Below are 12,925 nucleotides of genomic sequence, written 5' to 3' on the forward strand. Positions count from 1 at the left end.
CGCGTGCCGCCGCGATTCAGTGCTCGCCTTTCTCGAGCACGTTCTGCGTGAGCGTGACCGACGGAATCGTCGGCTTGAGCAACGCACGGCGCGCGCGATGGCTCAGCCACTTCCAGCCGGCCACGAGCAGCAGCGCGACCAGCGGGATCGATGCAATCGTCCATGTCCCGTTCGGGTAGTCGAACGCCATCAGCACCAGCACGCCGAGCAGGAACAGCAGCGTGAGCCACGATGTCACGGGCGCGCCGGGCATCCTGAACGACACGTCGTCCGCCTCGCCGCGCCGGACCGCGGCGCGGAACCTCATCTGACACACGACGATGAAGCCCCATGTGCTGATGATGCCGAGCGACGCGATGTTCAGCACGATCTCGAACACGCTCGACGGCACGAGATAGTTGAGCAGCACGCCGACCACATAGATCGAGACCGTCACCAGAATGCCCGCGTACGGGACGGATTGTGCGCTCATCCGCGCGAGGAACGCGGGGGCCGAGCCGCCCATCGACAGCGCGCGCAGCACGCGCCCCGTCGAATACAGGCCGGAGTTCAGGCTCGACAGCGCGGCCGTCAGCACCACCAGGTTCATCACCGAGCCGATGCCCGGCACGCCGAGCGCGCCGAAGAACGTGACGAACGGGCTCTGGCCCGCCTTGTACGCGCTCCACGGCAGCAGGCAGACCAGCAGCACGACCGATGCGACGTAGAAGATCGCGATGCGCCAGATCACGTTGTTGATCGCGCGCGGCAGCACCTTGCGCGCGTCCTTGCATTCGCCGGCGGCCGTGCCCACCAGTTCGACGCCGGCGAACGCGAACACCACGCCTTGCACCAGCACCAGCGCCGGCATCAGTCCGTGCGGAAAGAACCCGCCGTTGTCGGTGATCAGATGCATGCCGGTGCCATGGCCGGCCACGGGCATGCCCGTGCCGAGGATCGCCGCGCCGATCACGAGAAACAGCACGATCGCGGCGACCTTGATCAGCGCGAACCAGAACTCCATCTCGGCGAACCACTTCACGCCGATCAGGTTCATCGTCGCGACGATGCAGAGCGCGACGAGCGCGAAGATCCACTGCGGCACGGCCGCGAACGGCGCCCAGTAATGCATGTAGAGCGCGACGGCGGTGATGTCGACGATGCCGGTCATCGCCCAGTTCAGGAAATACATCCAGCCCGCGACGAACGATGCCTTCTCGCCGAGGAATTCGCGCGCGTACGACACGAAGCTGCCGCTGCTGGGGCGATGCATCACGAGTTCGCCGAGCGCGCGCAGGATCAGGAACGAAAACGCGCCGCACACGAGATAGACGATCGCGAGCGACGGGCCGGCGGCCTGCAGCCGGCCGCCGGCGCCGAGAAAGAGCCCGGTGCCGATGGCCCCGCCAATCGCGATCATCTGCACCTGTCGATTGCCGAGGGTCTTGTGATAGCCGGCTTCGTGCGATTCGAGCCAGCTGCGTTTGTCGGTTTCGCCGGTTGTCGACGGTTCGGGAATCGATGCCATGACGGTATCCTCGCGCACGGATGGGATTGGAATCATCCCGATCGCGGGACGATCGGGACCACCGGTACCGGAGGAGCAGGGCGCGGAATCGAGCGCACTCATCCGGACTGCGATTCGCCGGGCGCGGCGAAAGGCACGGTACGCCGCGAACGTATTCAGCCGTAATTCCCGTCACAAACGGCATGCAAATTTGGACTAAGCCTGTTCGAATCCGTGCATGGGGGCCGCGGCGGCGGATGAACCAGCCAGTTAATCTGGTGCGCCGGCGCGCGCTGCGAGGGCACCCGCTGCCGCGGGTGGCGGCGCGCGCACCGAAATGGGGAATGCGGTTCCGCCGAAATTCCGTCGCGGGTCCGAGCAGCAAGCGTTTCATGGCGATGGCCTGGTTTTTGCTGGAGTGGTGTCGGCCGCGCAATCGTTGCGCGCTGCCCGACGACATACCAGACAAGGAAGATTCACCGTGAGCCCGACGACCCGACCGTTCCCCCGACGCACCTGGCTGGCTGCATTGCTCGCCGCGCCCGTGATCGCGCTGTTCGCCGCCGCGCCGGCCCATGCCGATGCGCTCGACACCATCGCGAAAAACGGCACGCTGCGCGTCGCGGTGCCCGAGGACTATCCGCCGTTCGGCTCGGTCGGCACGGACATGCAGCCGCAGGGCTACGACATCGACATGGCAGGACTCCTCGCCAAGGCGCTCGGCGTCAAGCTGAAGCTGGTGCCCGTGAACAGCGCGAACCGGATTCCGTACCTGACGACCAACAAGGTCGACATGGTGATCTCGTCGCTCGGCAAGACGCCGGAGCGCGAGAAGGTCATCGATTTCTCGAGCGCTTACGCACCGTATTTCCAGGGCGTGTTCGGGCCTTCCGACGTGAAGGTGAGCGCGCCCGCCGACCTCACCGGCAAGACGGTCGGCGCCACACGCGGCGCGCTCGAGGAGATTGCGCTGTCGCAGCTCGCGCCGAACGCGACGATCAAGCGCTTCGAGGACAACAACGCGACGATCCAGGCGTTCCTGTCGGGGCAAGTCCAACTGATCGCGGCCGGCAACATCGTCGCGGCGGCGATTCTCGCGAAGAATCCGCCGCGCCGCCCCGAGGTCAAGTTCGTGATCAAGAATTCGCCGTGCTTCGTCGGCGTCAACAAGAACGAGCCGCGCCTGCTCGCGAAGATCGACGACGCGATCGCGCATGCGAAGCAGGACGGCTCGCTGGGCGAGATGTCGCGGAAGTGGCTCGGCCAGCCGTTGCCGGTCGGACTGTGACGAAACGCCGTGTCGCCTGACACGTCGCCGCGGCCGGCATGGCCGGCGCGGCGCGTGTCGTTGTCCGAACCCGAACTTGTCCCGTTCCCATGAGCTACCAGCTTCAATTCGGCGAGCTCGCCGAGTACGCCGGCGTGTTCGCGAGCGGCGCGGCGATCACGCTCGCGCTGACCGCGGTCGCGACCGTGCTCGGCGTGGCGCTCGGCGTGCTCGGTGCCGCCGTGTACAGTGCCGACGCGCGCGCGGCCGTGCGATTGCGCCCGCTGATCGGCGCGTACGTCGAGGCGATTCGCAATACGCCGTTCGTCGTCCAGCTGTTCTTCATCTTCTTCGGCTTGCCGGCGCTCGGCGTGCACATCGACGAATACACGGCCGCGATCCTGGCAATGACGCTCAATCTCGGCGCGTATTCGGTCGAGATCGTGCGCGCGGGCGTGGCCGCCGTGCCGAACGGGCATCTGGAGGCAGCGTCCGCGCTGGCGATGTCGCGCGCGCAGATGCTGCGCCACGTCGTGCTGCCGCAAGCGCTCGCCAAGGTGTTTCCCGCGCTGTCGAGCCAGATCGTGATCACGATGCTCGGTTCGGCGGTCGTGTCGCAGATCTCGGTGGCCGACCTGACCTATGCGGCCGGCTACATCCAGTCGCGCAACTTCCGCGCATTCGAGACGTACTTCGCGATCACGCTCGCGTATCTGGCGATGGCGCTGTTGCTGCGCGCCACGCTCGGCGCGATGGGACGCCGCCTGTTCTCCCGCCGCGTGCGAGGTGCGCGATGATCGATTTCACGTTTGGGCAAATTCTCGCGAACCTGCTGCTGGCCGCGCGCTGGACGATCGTGCTGTCGATCGTGTCGTTCGTGTCCGGCGGCCTCGTCGGTCTCGGGCTGCTCGTGATGCGCGTGTCGAGCTCGACGGTGCTGCGTGGCGTCGCGAAGCTCTATATCGAAGTGTTCCAGGGCACGCCGTTGCTGATGCAACTGTTCATCGTGTTCTTCGGCCTGCCGCTCGTCGGGCTCGACGTTTCGCCGTGGGTCGCGGCCACGGCCGGGCTCACGTTCTTCACCAGCGCGTATCTGGCCGAAATCTGGCGCGGCTGTGTCGAGGCGGTGCCGCAAGGGCAGTGGGAGGCGTCGGCGAGCCTGGCGATGAGTTACGTCGAGCAGTTGCGTCACGTGATCCTGCCGCAGGCCGCGCGCATCGCGATCGCGCCGACGGTCGGCTTCGGCGTGCAGGCCGTGAAGGATACCGCGCTGGTGTCGATCATCGGCTTCACCGAACTGACGAAGGTCGGCATCGCGATCTCGAACGCGACGTTCCGGCCGTTCGTCGTGTATGGCCTCGTCGCGCTGATCTATTTCGCGCTCTGCTATCCGCTGACCCGTTATGCGCGCACGTTGCAAAGGAGATGGCATGCCGCTCGTTGAAACCCGGGGTGTCGAGAAGCATTTCGGCACTCATCATGTGCTCAAGGGCATCGATCTGTCCGTCGAGCGCGGGCAGGTCGTATCGATCATCGGCCGCAGCGGCTCGGGCAAGAGCACGCTGCTGCGCACGCTCAACGGGCTCGAGAGTATCGACGCGGGCACGATCTCGATCGACGGAGAACGCGTCGATGCACGGCACGCGGACCTGCGTGCGCTGCGGTTGAAGGTCGGCATGGTGTTCCAGCAGTACAACCTGTTTCCGCATCTGAGCGCCGGACAGAACGTGATGCTCGCGCAGTCGGTGGTGAAGAAGGCGCACCGTCAGCAGGCACGTGCGATCGCGGAGCTGATGCTCGAGCGCGTCGGCCTCGGCGACAAGTTCGACGCGTTTCCGGAACACCTGTCGGGCGGCCAGCAGCAACGCGTCGCGATCGCGCGTGCGCTCGCGATGAAGCCGAGCGTGCTGCTGTGCGACGAGATCACGTCCGCGCTCGATCCCGAGCTGGTCGGCGAGGTGCTGGGGGTCATCGAGCAGCTCGCGCGCGAGGACATGACGCTGATCATGGTCACCCACGAGATGAACTTCGCGCGTGCGGTGAGCGACAGGATCGTGTTCATGCACCAGGGGCGCGTGTGGGAGAGCGGGACGCCCGACGAGATCTTCGAGCGGCCGCAGACCGTGGAGTTGACGAGGTTTCTGGGTACCGTCCGGCACACGGCGCCGTTACGCGTCGACTGACGCTGCCGTGCGGCCGGGCCGCGATCGGATGACAAGACCGTAATCGAAGCCTCACCTTCCGGAAAGCGCGCGAATCGCAGAATGGATATCACTCCTCGTCGCATCGATGCGGAGCGGATGTCCGGCCTGATCTGCGGACGCGAACACGCCATTTTCGGAGGTGAACGTCATGAGCAAGCTGATTCGTGCAGTCCTGCTGTCCTGTGCGCTGAGCGCACCGATCGTCGCATTCGCGCAAACCGCCGACCATGCGCTCACGCGCGCCGACGTGCGCGCCGACCTGATTCGTGCGGAGCGCGACGGTACGCTGCCGACGCCGAAATCGGACTATCCGCCGAGCACGGAGACGATTGCGCGCAATCGCGAACTGTATGCGATCGCACATGGCGACCGGCACATGGCAACGGCCGCGACGTCGGCGTCCGTCCCAACCGCGAGCGCGCAATGAAGCGCCGAGCGAAGGGGCTGGCGATCGCCGCGTGGCTGGCGGCAGCCGCGACCCCGGCTTTCGCGCGCGGGCAGCCGCAACTGCCCGCGGACGACGGCGGGCGCGCGAGCGTGTTGCGTGCGCTGAATCCCGAGGGCGATCCGTACCGCGCGGCGGCCGACAGACGGCCGGCGCACCTTCACGCGGTGCCCATCAGCCGCGCGCCGAGCGCGATCCCGCGCGCGGACAGCAGCGCACCGGCCGCACGCTGACGGGTGTCCCAGCCTGCCAGCGCGGCATCGAACGCGGCGCCGCGTGCGACGTCGCGCAATGCTTCGGCGAGACCGACCGCGTCGTCCGCCGCTTTCGCGACGCCCGCCGCCGTGTGCGGGCGCACGATGCGAGCGGCGTCGCCGAGCAGCACCGCGCGCCCGAAAGCCATCCGCTCGACCGCGAGATCGAGAATCGCCTGCGCGAACGGCGCGGGTGTTGCATCGACGAGCGCGGCGAGCGTCGGCGCGAGCATCCGGTCGGCGGCGTCGACGAGTGCCGCGCGGTTGTCGTCGCGCATCGCGCCGGGCGGCAGCGACCCGTCGCGCTGCGTGCCATCGCGCGCAAGGAACAGCGACGGCAGCCGGTCGGACGCCAGACGCCGGTACCACACCCAGTTCACGCGCCGTTTGCCCGGTTCGGTCGCACCGTCGGCGCCGGGCACCAGATAGGTGAGGAACAGGTGCCGGTCGCCTTGCTGGAACGTGAAGCGTTCGCGCAGCAGATACAGCACCTGCTCGGGCAGCGTGCGTTCGTCGACGAGCCCGCGCCACGCGACATAGCCCGCATACGTCGGGCGCAGGTCCGGCAGCAACTGCGCGCGCACGGTCGAGCGGCCGCCGTCCGCGCCGATCAGCAGGTCGGCCGTCTCGGCGCGGCCGCTCGCGAAATGCGCGACGATCCGCTCGCCGTCCTGCTCGAACCGCGCGAACGCGTCGCCGGCCTGGATGACCCCGGCCGGCAGCGCGCGCTTGAGCGCCGTGTAGATCACGTTCCACGCGGTCTGCGTCTGCGGCATCGCGACGCGCTGCACGATCCGGTCCTGCGTGTCGACGTAGATCCGGTCGACCGAATCGACGCCGGCGTCGCGCGGCAGCGCTACGCCGCCGAACGCGAACGCGCGCTCGATCGGCGGCTGCAGCACGATGCCGCCGCCGCGGCTGTCGAGCGCGTACGGCGACTGCTCGAATACGCGGACGTCCCAGCCGGCCGCGCGCAGCGCGGTCGCCGCGAACAGCCCGCCGACCGATCCGCCGGCGATGACGGCCTTGCGGCCCGATCCGTGTTCCATCCGGTGTTCCTCCGATGACGCCGCGTGCGGCGCGCGTTGCGTCAACCGGCCCAGCCGCGCAGGAAGTCGAGCAGCAGCGCGTTCACGCGCTCGGGCTGTTCCTCGTGCGGCAGATGTCCGCACTGCGCGATCGGCTCGGCGCGCAGGTTCGTCGCCATGCTTTCCCATACGGCCTGCATGTCGAACATCTTGCCGACCGCGTAGAAATCCTCGCCCCAGATCGCCATGGTCGGGCACGCGATCCTGACGTCGGCATCGACGAGGTCCTGCTGCACGTCTTCCGCGTTCGCGCGATAGTCGGCCAGTGCGCCGCGCACGGCCCCCGGGCGCCGGTACGCGCGCACGTAGGTGTCGAACGCGTCGCCCGCGATGGCGTGCGGGTTGTAGCACCAGTCCGCGAAAAAATAGCCGAGCCATTCGGCTTCCTTGCCGGCGATCAGCGCCTCCGGCAGGTCGGGCACCTGATGGAACAGGAAAAACCAGTATGCGCGCGCCGTTTGCGCGGTCATGTTCTGCGCGACGATGCGCGTCGGCACGTTGTCCATCACGACGAGCCGGTCGACGCGTTCGGGGAAGTCCTTCGCGAAACGCGTCGCGACACGTGCGCCGCGATCGTGCCCGACGAGCGCGATGCGCTCGATGCCGAGCGCATCGAGCAGCGCGGCGAGATCGCGCGCCATGTTGCGCTTGTCGTAGCCGGCCGCGGGCTTGTCGGTTTCGCCGTAGCCGCGCAGGTCGGGCGCGATCACGCGATAGTGCCGCGCGAGCGCCGGAATCTGGAAGCGCCACGCGAAGCTGGTTTCGGGGAAGCCGTGCAGCAGCACGACGACGGGCCCGGCGCCGGCGTCGATGACGTGCTGACGGATGCCGTTCGCCGTAACGGTGTGATGGGTGAGCGCAAGCGTGTCGGTCGTCATGGGGGAATCCCGGTTCTGCGGGCGGTGCGCGATACGGCACGTGTCCGGTGCTGTCCGAGCATAGGGCAGGCGACGCGCGTCGCGGCTGAATCGTTCTGAATCGGCTCGAGCGTGGCGCCGCTGCGTCGCTTGCGGCGCGTGCGCGTCGCGGATGCGTCGGACGCGACACGCTTCAGCGCGGCCGGCGTGCCGTTGATGAACGCGTCGATCTGCCGTTCGATTTCCGCGTTGCGCTGTGCTTCGGAGGTCGGCGTCGCGATGTCGTACGCGCGCCCCGCCGCGGCCGGCCACGCGGGCGGGCGCCGTGCCGAGCCGCGCGTCGTGCGGCGCTTTCAGGAAAATTCAGTTCGCCGCCATGACTTTCAGGCGGGCGTTCCCTAGTCTTGCTTCAGAACCGCCGCACGGGTCGGGCGCCATCCTGTCGGCCCGGCCGGCGGCGCAACCGGAACGGACCATGCCTTATCTGATCTCGCCGGGAGCCGCCATCGCAGTCGGCTTCCCGTACCACCGCGTGCGCATGCAATCGCCCGCGGCCCCGCTGATCGCGCTCGCGTGCCGGCTCGGCATCGTCTTCGACGAGCGGGCGATCCCGCCTGCCGCACCGGTCCGCGATGCGGACACCGCCGACACAACCGCGGAAGCTACGACATGCAGCCCCTGCAAGTAACGACAGCGGGCGCGGCGGCCCCCGATCGCCTGCGCGGCGAGGATGTGTTCCTCGCATCGATCGCCGGCTATGTCGACACGCTCGGCTTCGTCGCGCTGTTCGGGCTCTTTACCGCGCACGTCACCGGCAACTTCATCCTGATCGGCTCGGGCCTCGCCGGTGTCGGTCAGGGCCTCATGATCAAGTGGCTCGCGTTTCCGGCATTCATCGCGGGGATCGTGGCCGCCCGCCTGCTCGATCACCGGATGCGCGTGCGCGGACATGGCCCGCGGGCGCGCGCGCTGTACGCGCTGCAGACGATCCTGCTGGCCGGATTCATGCTCGCCGGCGTCGCGGCGTCGCCGATCGGCAGCGCCGACGCGCCCGCGACGATCGTCTGCGGGCTGCTCGGTGCGGCGGCGATGGGCGTGCAGAACGCGCACGGCCGGCTGACCGCGCGCACCGTCGTCGCGAACACCGTGATGACCGGCAACGTCACGCAGGCGGTCATCGACGCGTTCGACTGGCTCGTGCCGATCGCCGCGCCGGCCGAACGGGAAGCCGCACGCGCGCGGCTGCGGCGCACGCTGCCGCCGGTGACCGGATTCGCGCTCGGCGCGGGCGCCGGGGCGAGCGCCTACCTGTACGCGGGGTTCTGGGCACTGGCGCTGCCGCTCGCGGCGCTCGGCTTCCTCACCTGGCGATCCGGTCGGACCGACGAGCCGTCCGTGTCGCGCTGAACGCCGATTCCGCACGCGACGTCGGCTGCGTGCGGAATGGGGGCGGCGAAGCCGCTCCGTTCTTCATTCTTTCGACGCCGATTTCGGGAACGGCTTGATGCAGGTGGGCAAGTGCGCGACCGCTCGACCGTTCGCAGAAAGCGCAGCGTCACACGCGCGCGGTGAACCGGTCGACGAGGTCGTGGTGACCGAGCTGTTCGACCCACCAGCGTAGCGCGCGCCCGGCTTCGTTGGCGCGCCACGCGATATAGCAACGGGTCGTGTCGCGCATGCCGGTGACTTCCCGCGCGACGAGCCTGCCTTGCGCGATCGCGGGCGCCGCGATGCAGTCCGGGAGCGTACCCACCGCGAGCCCCTCGCATTGCGCGGCCAGTTTCGCAGCGAGCGTCGGCACCGCGAGATACGGTTGGCCAGGGTCAACCGCGGCCGACTGCGGCTGAAGTTCGCGGGACGTGTCGGAGATCACCGCGCCGCGATACGCGACGATCGACGCCATCGACAGCGGTTCGGGCAGCGCGGCGAGCGGATGGGTCGGGGCGACCGCGAACACGTGCCGCAGCGTACCGATGGGCTGCGCGACGATGTCCGGCAATTCCGGCGGCTCGCCGGCCGCGCCGACGATCAGATCGGCCCGCCGCGAAATCAGCGCGTCCCAGGTGCCGCCGAGCACTTCGGTGGAGAGTCGCAGCCGCGTATCCATTTCGAGATCGTAGAACGCGTGGACATATGGCCACAGCATGTCGAAGGGCAGTATCTCGGCGATGCAGACGCGGATCTCGGTTTCCCAACCTTGCTGCGCGCGCTGCGCCTTCCGTTCAAGCTGTTCGGCAGCGTGAAGCAGACGACGGCCTTCCTCGACGACGATGCGGCCCGCGTGCGTGAGCTTCGCACGACGCCCGCTGCGATCGAACAACGCGACGCCGAGATCGCTCTCGAGCTTCCGTACGACGTATGTCAGTGCGGACGGCACGCGGTGCACCAACTCCGCGGCGTCGGCGAACGTACCGGTGCGGTCGATCGCGTCCAGTGCCTCGAGTGCTTCGAAAGACAGCTTCATGGCGAATTTCGCGACGGCAAGGGCATCGGGCGATGTCGCGCCGTCGAGCGACGCTGAATCCAATACGGTTCAAAACGGGTCGTCACCCGACGTGCCGGGACACGCACGCATGCGCGCCAACGGTCAGGGGCGACGCCGCGTTCGCTCGACATCTACACGTCACGTCGGCGTCGATTCGCGGCGCTTTACGGCAGCGTCGGCGTGTGCGCCGGGCAGCGCGCCGAACATGTGCTGGCTGCACTTGGCGTCGCGCCACGCGGTTCGCAGTCGGATGCCGTCGAACATCCGACGCACCACGGGAAGAATCTGCTCGCCGGCCAGAATGCCGAGCAGGCCGGCCAGGGCGACGGCGGGCGGCGCCGGCGATTGCACGCCGATCAGCGCATAAACGACGCCGGCGAGGATGCCGGCGAGAAGTGAAGCAATGTACGGTTTCATGGGTCTGGAAGGGAATGACGGCCGTTGAAGATACGGATAACTACCGGGCTGGCGTCGATCCGAAAGTCTTGGGCCAGCCTATCAGGTCCGCGCGTTCGTCGTCAGCGCATTCAATGAAATTCAGATCTTTTCAGTCTGAATTCGACGCGTGGCGAAAATCAGAACAATTAACTGGTGCGGCCGCAAGTTCACGTATTGAATGGCGCAGGCCGGCTGCCGACGCTTGCGACTCGGCGCATTGGACGCTTCGCGGATTCGTCGGCCAGGCAAGCCTCATCCTTCTTCGCGTCAAAGGACATCACCATCATGAGCAATCCCAAGCTTGAAGTACTTACTCCGCACAACAGCCAGCTGATCTTCATCGACCAGCAGCCGCAGATGGCGTTCGGCGTGCAGTCGATCGATCGCCAGACGCTGAAGAACAACGTCGTCGGGCTCGCGAAGGCCGCGAAGGTCTTCAACATTCCGACCACGATCACGACGGTCGAAAGCGACAGCTTCTCGGGCCACACCTATCCCGAGCTGCTCGACGTGTTCCCGAACCAGAAGACGCTCGAACGCACGTCGATGAACTCGTGGGACGACCAGAAGGTGCGCGACGCGCTCGCCGCGAACGGCCGCAAGAAGGTGGTCGTGTCGGGCCTGTGGACCGAAGTCTGCAATACGACGTTCGCGCTGTGCGCGATGCTGGAAGGCGACTACGAGATCTACATGGTCGCCGATGCATCGGGCGGCACGACGCAGGCTGCGCACGACTTCGCGATGCAGCGCATGGTGCAGGCCGGCGTGGTGCCGGTCACGTGGCAGCAGGTGCTGCTCGAATGGCAGCGCGACTGGGCGCACCGCGAGACGTACGACGCGGTGATGGCGATCGCGAAGGAGCATTCGGGCGCATACGGGATGGGCGTGGACTACGCGTACACGATGGTCCACAAGGCGCCGCAGCGCACCGCGACGCCGCACGAGTCGATTCCGGCCGTTCCGGCGAAGTAAGCGCGGACGGCCTGCAACGGCGGGTGCCGGGGGGGGGGGTTCGATGCGAACGCGCCGCATGGGCGCCATGGCCGCGGGCGGCGGACGTGAAAGAGACGCGAATGCCGCCCGCGGCATGCCGTTCGGAACACTACGCCTGCATTTGAATTTGTCCGGGAGATTTATCGCATGGAACCTTATCTGGTTTCCCTTGGTGCGGGCCTGCTGATCGGTGTGATTTACAGCGCCATCAAGGTTCGCTCTCCCGCACCGCCGCTGATTGCGCTGGTCGGGTTGCTCGGCATGCTGATCGGCGTGCAAGCCTTACCCACCGTGAAACAGCTGTTTGGCTTCTGATCAACAAGAGGTGATGCACATGACCGCAACCGTGACTCAGCCGGATCTGATCCTGCATAACGGACGATTCACGACGCTCGACCGCGCGAACCCCGTCGCCACGGCCGTCGCGATTGCCGCCGGCCGCTTCGTCGCGGTCGGCAGCGACGCGGACGTCATGCCGCTCGCGGGCCGCGCGACGAAGACGATCGATCTCGGCGGCCGCGGCGTGCTGCCGGGCCTGATCGACAACCACTGCCACGTGATTCGCGGCGGCCTGAACTACAACATGGAACTGCGCTGGGACGGCGTGCCGTCGCTCGCGGTCGCGATGGAGATGCTCCAGCGTCAGGTCGCCGTGACGCCCGCGCCGCAGTGGGTGCGCGTGGTCGGCGGCTTCACCGAACATCAGTTCGTGGAGAAGCGGCTGCCGACGATCGACGAACTCAATGCAGTCGCGCCGGACACACCCGTATTCATCCTGCACCTGTACGACCGCGCGCTGCTGAACGCGGCGGCGCTGCGGGTGGTCGGCTATACGAAGGACACGCCGGAGCCGCCGGGCGGCACCATCCTGCGCGATGCCGCCGGCAACCCGACCGGGCTGCTGCTCGCGAACCCGAACGCGACGATCCTCTACGCGACGCTCGCGAAGGGGCCGAAGCTGCCGTTCGAGTATCAGTACAACTCGACGCGCCATTTCATGCGAGAGCTGAACCGGCTGGGCGTGACGGGCGTGATCGACGCGGGCGGCGGGTCGCAGAATTATCCGGAAGATTACGAAGTGATCCGCAAGCTGCACGACGCGGGCGAGATGACGATCCGGATCGCGTACAACCTGTTCACGCAGAAGCCGAACGCGGAGAAGGAAGACTTCGTGAACTGGACGAAGAGCGTCAAGTACCACGACGGCACTGACTACTTCCGCAATAACGGCGCGGGCGAGATGCTGGCGTTTTCCGCGGCCGACTTCGAAGACTTCCGCGTCGCGCGTCCGGACCTGCCCGAGCAGATGGAGGACGATCTCGAAGGCGTCGTGCGCGTGCTCGCGGAAAACCGCTGGCCGTGGCGCATGCACGCGACCTACGACGAAACCATCAGCCGCGCGCTCGCA

At 67.5% G+C, this 12,925-nt stretch carries 17 protein-coding genes; 12 read left to right on the plus strand and 5 right to left on the minus strand.

The features are described from left to right. Window positions 1–16: 16 nt before the first annotated feature. The gene (gene ansP / locus WS95_RS21995) at window positions 17–1,507 is read right to left on the minus strand and encodes an L-asparagine permease (RefSeq protein WP_059825925.1); all 1,491 of its coding nucleotides are present in this window, start codon (window positions 1,505–1,507) and stop codon (window positions 17–19) included. A 460-nt stretch (window positions 1,508–1,967) separates the two neighbouring features. On the opposite strand from ansP, the gene WS95_RS22000 reads away from it, so the two are divergent. From WS95_RS22000 to WS95_RS22025, 6 genes are all read left to right on the plus strand, one after another. Then, window positions 1,968–2,774 (plus strand): transporter substrate-binding domain-containing protein, encoded by an 807-nt coding sequence (locus tag WS95_RS22000; RefSeq protein ID WP_059825937.1) that lies wholly within the window; start codon window positions 1,968–1,970, stop codon window positions 2,772–2,774. An 89-nt stretch (window positions 2,775–2,863) separates the two neighbouring features. Continuing rightward, window positions 2,864–3,550, plus strand: coding sequence for an amino acid ABC transporter permease (locus WS95_RS22005; protein WP_034209369.1), 687 nt, complete (start codon window positions 2,864–2,866; stop codon window positions 3,548–3,550). Beyond that, complete coding sequence (locus tag WS95_RS22010) at window positions 3,547–4,197, plus strand: amino acid ABC transporter permease (protein ID WP_059825939.1); 651 nt, start codon at window positions 3,547–3,549, stop codon at window positions 4,195–4,197. Before WS95_RS22005 ends, WS95_RS22010 begins: the two co-directional genes overlap by 4 nt. Continuing rightward, window positions 4,184–4,936: an amino acid ABC transporter ATP-binding protein gene (locus WS95_RS22015; protein ID WP_059825941.1), complete on the plus strand. Its 753-nt coding sequence runs from the start codon at window positions 4,184–4,186 to the stop codon at window positions 4,934–4,936. Before WS95_RS22010 ends, WS95_RS22015 begins: the two co-directional genes overlap by 14 nt. Window positions 4,937–5,105: 169 nt before the next feature. Further along, on the plus strand, window positions 5,106–5,384 hold the full coding sequence (locus WS95_RS22020) for a DUF4148 domain-containing protein (RefSeq protein WP_034209366.1): 279 nt from the start codon (window positions 5,106–5,108) through the stop codon (window positions 5,382–5,384). Continuing rightward, the gene (locus WS95_RS22025) at window positions 5,381–5,635 is read left to right on the plus strand and encodes a hypothetical protein (protein ID WP_034209365.1); all 255 of its coding nucleotides are present in this window, start codon (window positions 5,381–5,383) and stop codon (window positions 5,633–5,635) included. Before WS95_RS22020 ends, WS95_RS22025 begins: the two co-directional genes overlap by 4 nt. On the opposite strand, the gene WS95_RS22030 is transcribed toward WS95_RS22025, so the two are convergent. Both WS95_RS22030 and WS95_RS22035 read right to left on the minus strand, forming a co-directional pair. Further along, window positions 5,563–6,705, minus strand: a complete 1,143-nt coding sequence (locus tag WS95_RS22030; RefSeq protein ID WP_059825944.1) for an FAD binding domain-containing protein — start codon at window positions 6,703–6,705, stop codon at window positions 5,563–5,565. The genes WS95_RS22025 and WS95_RS22030 overlap by 73 nt on opposite strands. A 41-nt stretch (window positions 6,706–6,746) precedes the next feature. Beyond that, complete coding sequence (locus tag WS95_RS22035) at window positions 6,747–7,622, minus strand: alpha/beta fold hydrolase (RefSeq protein ID WP_034209363.1); 876 nt, start codon at window positions 7,620–7,622, stop codon at window positions 6,747–6,749. Between the two features lie 195 nt (window positions 7,623–7,817). On the opposite strand from WS95_RS22035, the gene WS95_RS22040 reads away from it, so the two are divergent. From WS95_RS22040 to WS95_RS22050, 3 genes are all read left to right on the plus strand, one after another. Beyond that, window positions 7,818–8,003, plus strand: a complete 186-nt coding sequence (locus WS95_RS22040) for a hypothetical protein (protein ID WP_156444563.1) — start codon at window positions 7,818–7,820, stop codon at window positions 8,001–8,003. A gap of 73 nt (window positions 8,004–8,076) precedes the next feature. Further along, the gene (locus tag WS95_RS22045; RefSeq protein WP_059825947.1) at window positions 8,077–8,289 is read left to right on the plus strand and encodes a DUF1427 family protein; all 213 of its coding nucleotides are present in this window, start codon (window positions 8,077–8,079) and stop codon (window positions 8,287–8,289) included. Then, window positions 8,271–9,008, plus strand: coding sequence for a YoaK family protein (locus WS95_RS22050; RefSeq protein WP_059825949.1), 738 nt, complete (start codon window positions 8,271–8,273; stop codon window positions 9,006–9,008). Before WS95_RS22045 ends, WS95_RS22050 begins: the two co-directional genes overlap by 19 nt. Before the next feature lie 148 nt (window positions 9,009–9,156). Here WS95_RS22050 and WS95_RS22055 read toward each other — a convergent pair whose 3' ends face one another. Next, window positions 9,157–10,065 (minus strand): LysR family transcriptional regulator, encoded by a 909-nt coding sequence (locus WS95_RS22055; RefSeq protein ID WP_059825971.1) that lies wholly within the window; start codon window positions 10,063–10,065, stop codon window positions 9,157–9,159. Window positions 10,066–10,224: 159 nt separating this feature from the next. After that, on the minus strand, window positions 10,225–10,503 hold the full coding sequence (locus WS95_RS22060) for a XapX domain-containing protein (RefSeq protein ID WP_059825957.1): 279 nt from the start codon (window positions 10,501–10,503) through the stop codon (window positions 10,225–10,227). Window positions 10,504–10,809: 306 nt separating this feature from the next. Between WS95_RS22060 and WS95_RS22065 the strand changes: the two genes are divergently transcribed. The 3 genes from WS95_RS22065 to WS95_RS22075 all read left to right on the plus strand — a co-directional run. After that, entirely contained in the window at window positions 10,810–11,496 is a 687-nt protein-coding gene (locus WS95_RS22065; RefSeq protein WP_044847130.1) for a hydrolase, read from the plus strand. A gap of 168 nt (window positions 11,497–11,664) precedes the next feature. Next, window positions 11,665–11,832 (plus strand): DUF1427 family protein, encoded by a 168-nt coding sequence (locus WS95_RS22070; protein WP_014725963.1) that lies wholly within the window; start codon window positions 11,665–11,667, stop codon window positions 11,830–11,832. 19 nt (window positions 11,833–11,851) lie between these two features. After that, the coding region (locus tag WS95_RS22075) for an amidohydrolase family protein (protein ID WP_156444564.1) at window positions 11,852–12,925 on the plus strand (1,074 nt) is incomplete at its 3' end.

The sequence above is a fragment of the Burkholderia sp. MSMB1826 genome, assembly GCF_001526325.1.
GTDB lineage: Bacteria > Pseudomonadota > Gammaproteobacteria > Burkholderiales > Burkholderiaceae > Burkholderia.

Bases quoted from the DNA above. Each gene is read 5' to 3' on its own strand.
- WS95_RS22010 (WP_059825939.1), top strand. From the start codon at position 3,547: ATGATCGATTTCACGTTTGGGCAAATTCTCGCGAACCTGCTGCTGGCC.
- WS95_RS22015 (WP_059825941.1), top strand. From the start codon at position 4,184: ATGCCGCTCGTTGAAACCCGGGGTGTCGAGAAGCATTTCGGCACTCAT.
- WS95_RS22030 (WP_059825944.1), bottom strand. From the start codon at position 6,705: ATGGAACACGGATCGGGCCGCAAGGCCGTCATCGCCGGCGGATCGGTC.
- WS95_RS22045 (WP_059825947.1), top strand. From the start codon at position 8,077: ATGCCTTATCTGATCTCGCCGGGAGCCGCCATCGCAGTCGGCTTCCCG.
- WS95_RS22070 (WP_014725963.1), top strand. From the start codon at position 11,665: ATGGAACCTTATCTGGTTTCCCTTGGTGCGGGCCTGCTGATCGGTGTG.
- WS95_RS22060 (WP_059825957.1), bottom strand. From the start codon at position 10,503: ATGAAACCGTACATTGCTTCACTTCTCGCCGGCATCCTCGCCGGCGTC.
- WS95_RS22035 (WP_034209363.1), bottom strand. From the start codon at position 7,622: ATGACGACCGACACGCTTGCGCTCACCCATCACACCGTTACGGCGAAC.
- WS95_RS22020 (WP_034209366.1), top strand. From the start codon at position 5,106: ATGAGCAAGCTGATTCGTGCAGTCCTGCTGTCCTGTGCGCTGAGCGCA.
- ansP (WP_059825925.1), bottom strand. From the start codon at position 1,507: ATGGCATCGATTCCCGAACCGTCGACAACCGGCGAAACCGACAAACGC.
- WS95_RS22050 (WP_059825949.1), top strand. From the start codon at position 8,271: ATGCAGCCCCTGCAAGTAACGACAGCGGGCGCGGCGGCCCCCGATCGC.
- WS95_RS22065 (WP_044847130.1), top strand. From the start codon at position 10,810: ATGAGCAATCCCAAGCTTGAAGTACTTACTCCGCACAACAGCCAGCTG.
- WS95_RS22025 (WP_034209365.1), top strand. From the start codon at position 5,381: ATGAAGCGCCGAGCGAAGGGGCTGGCGATCGCCGCGTGGCTGGCGGCA.
- WS95_RS22040 (WP_156444563.1), top strand. From the start codon at position 7,818: ATGAACGCGTCGATCTGCCGTTCGATTTCCGCGTTGCGCTGTGCTTCG.
- WS95_RS22055 (WP_059825971.1), bottom strand. From the start codon at position 10,065: ATGAAGCTGTCTTTCGAAGCACTCGAGGCACTGGACGCGATCGACCGC.
- WS95_RS22005 (WP_034209369.1), top strand. From the start codon at position 2,864: ATGAGCTACCAGCTTCAATTCGGCGAGCTCGCCGAGTACGCCGGCGTG.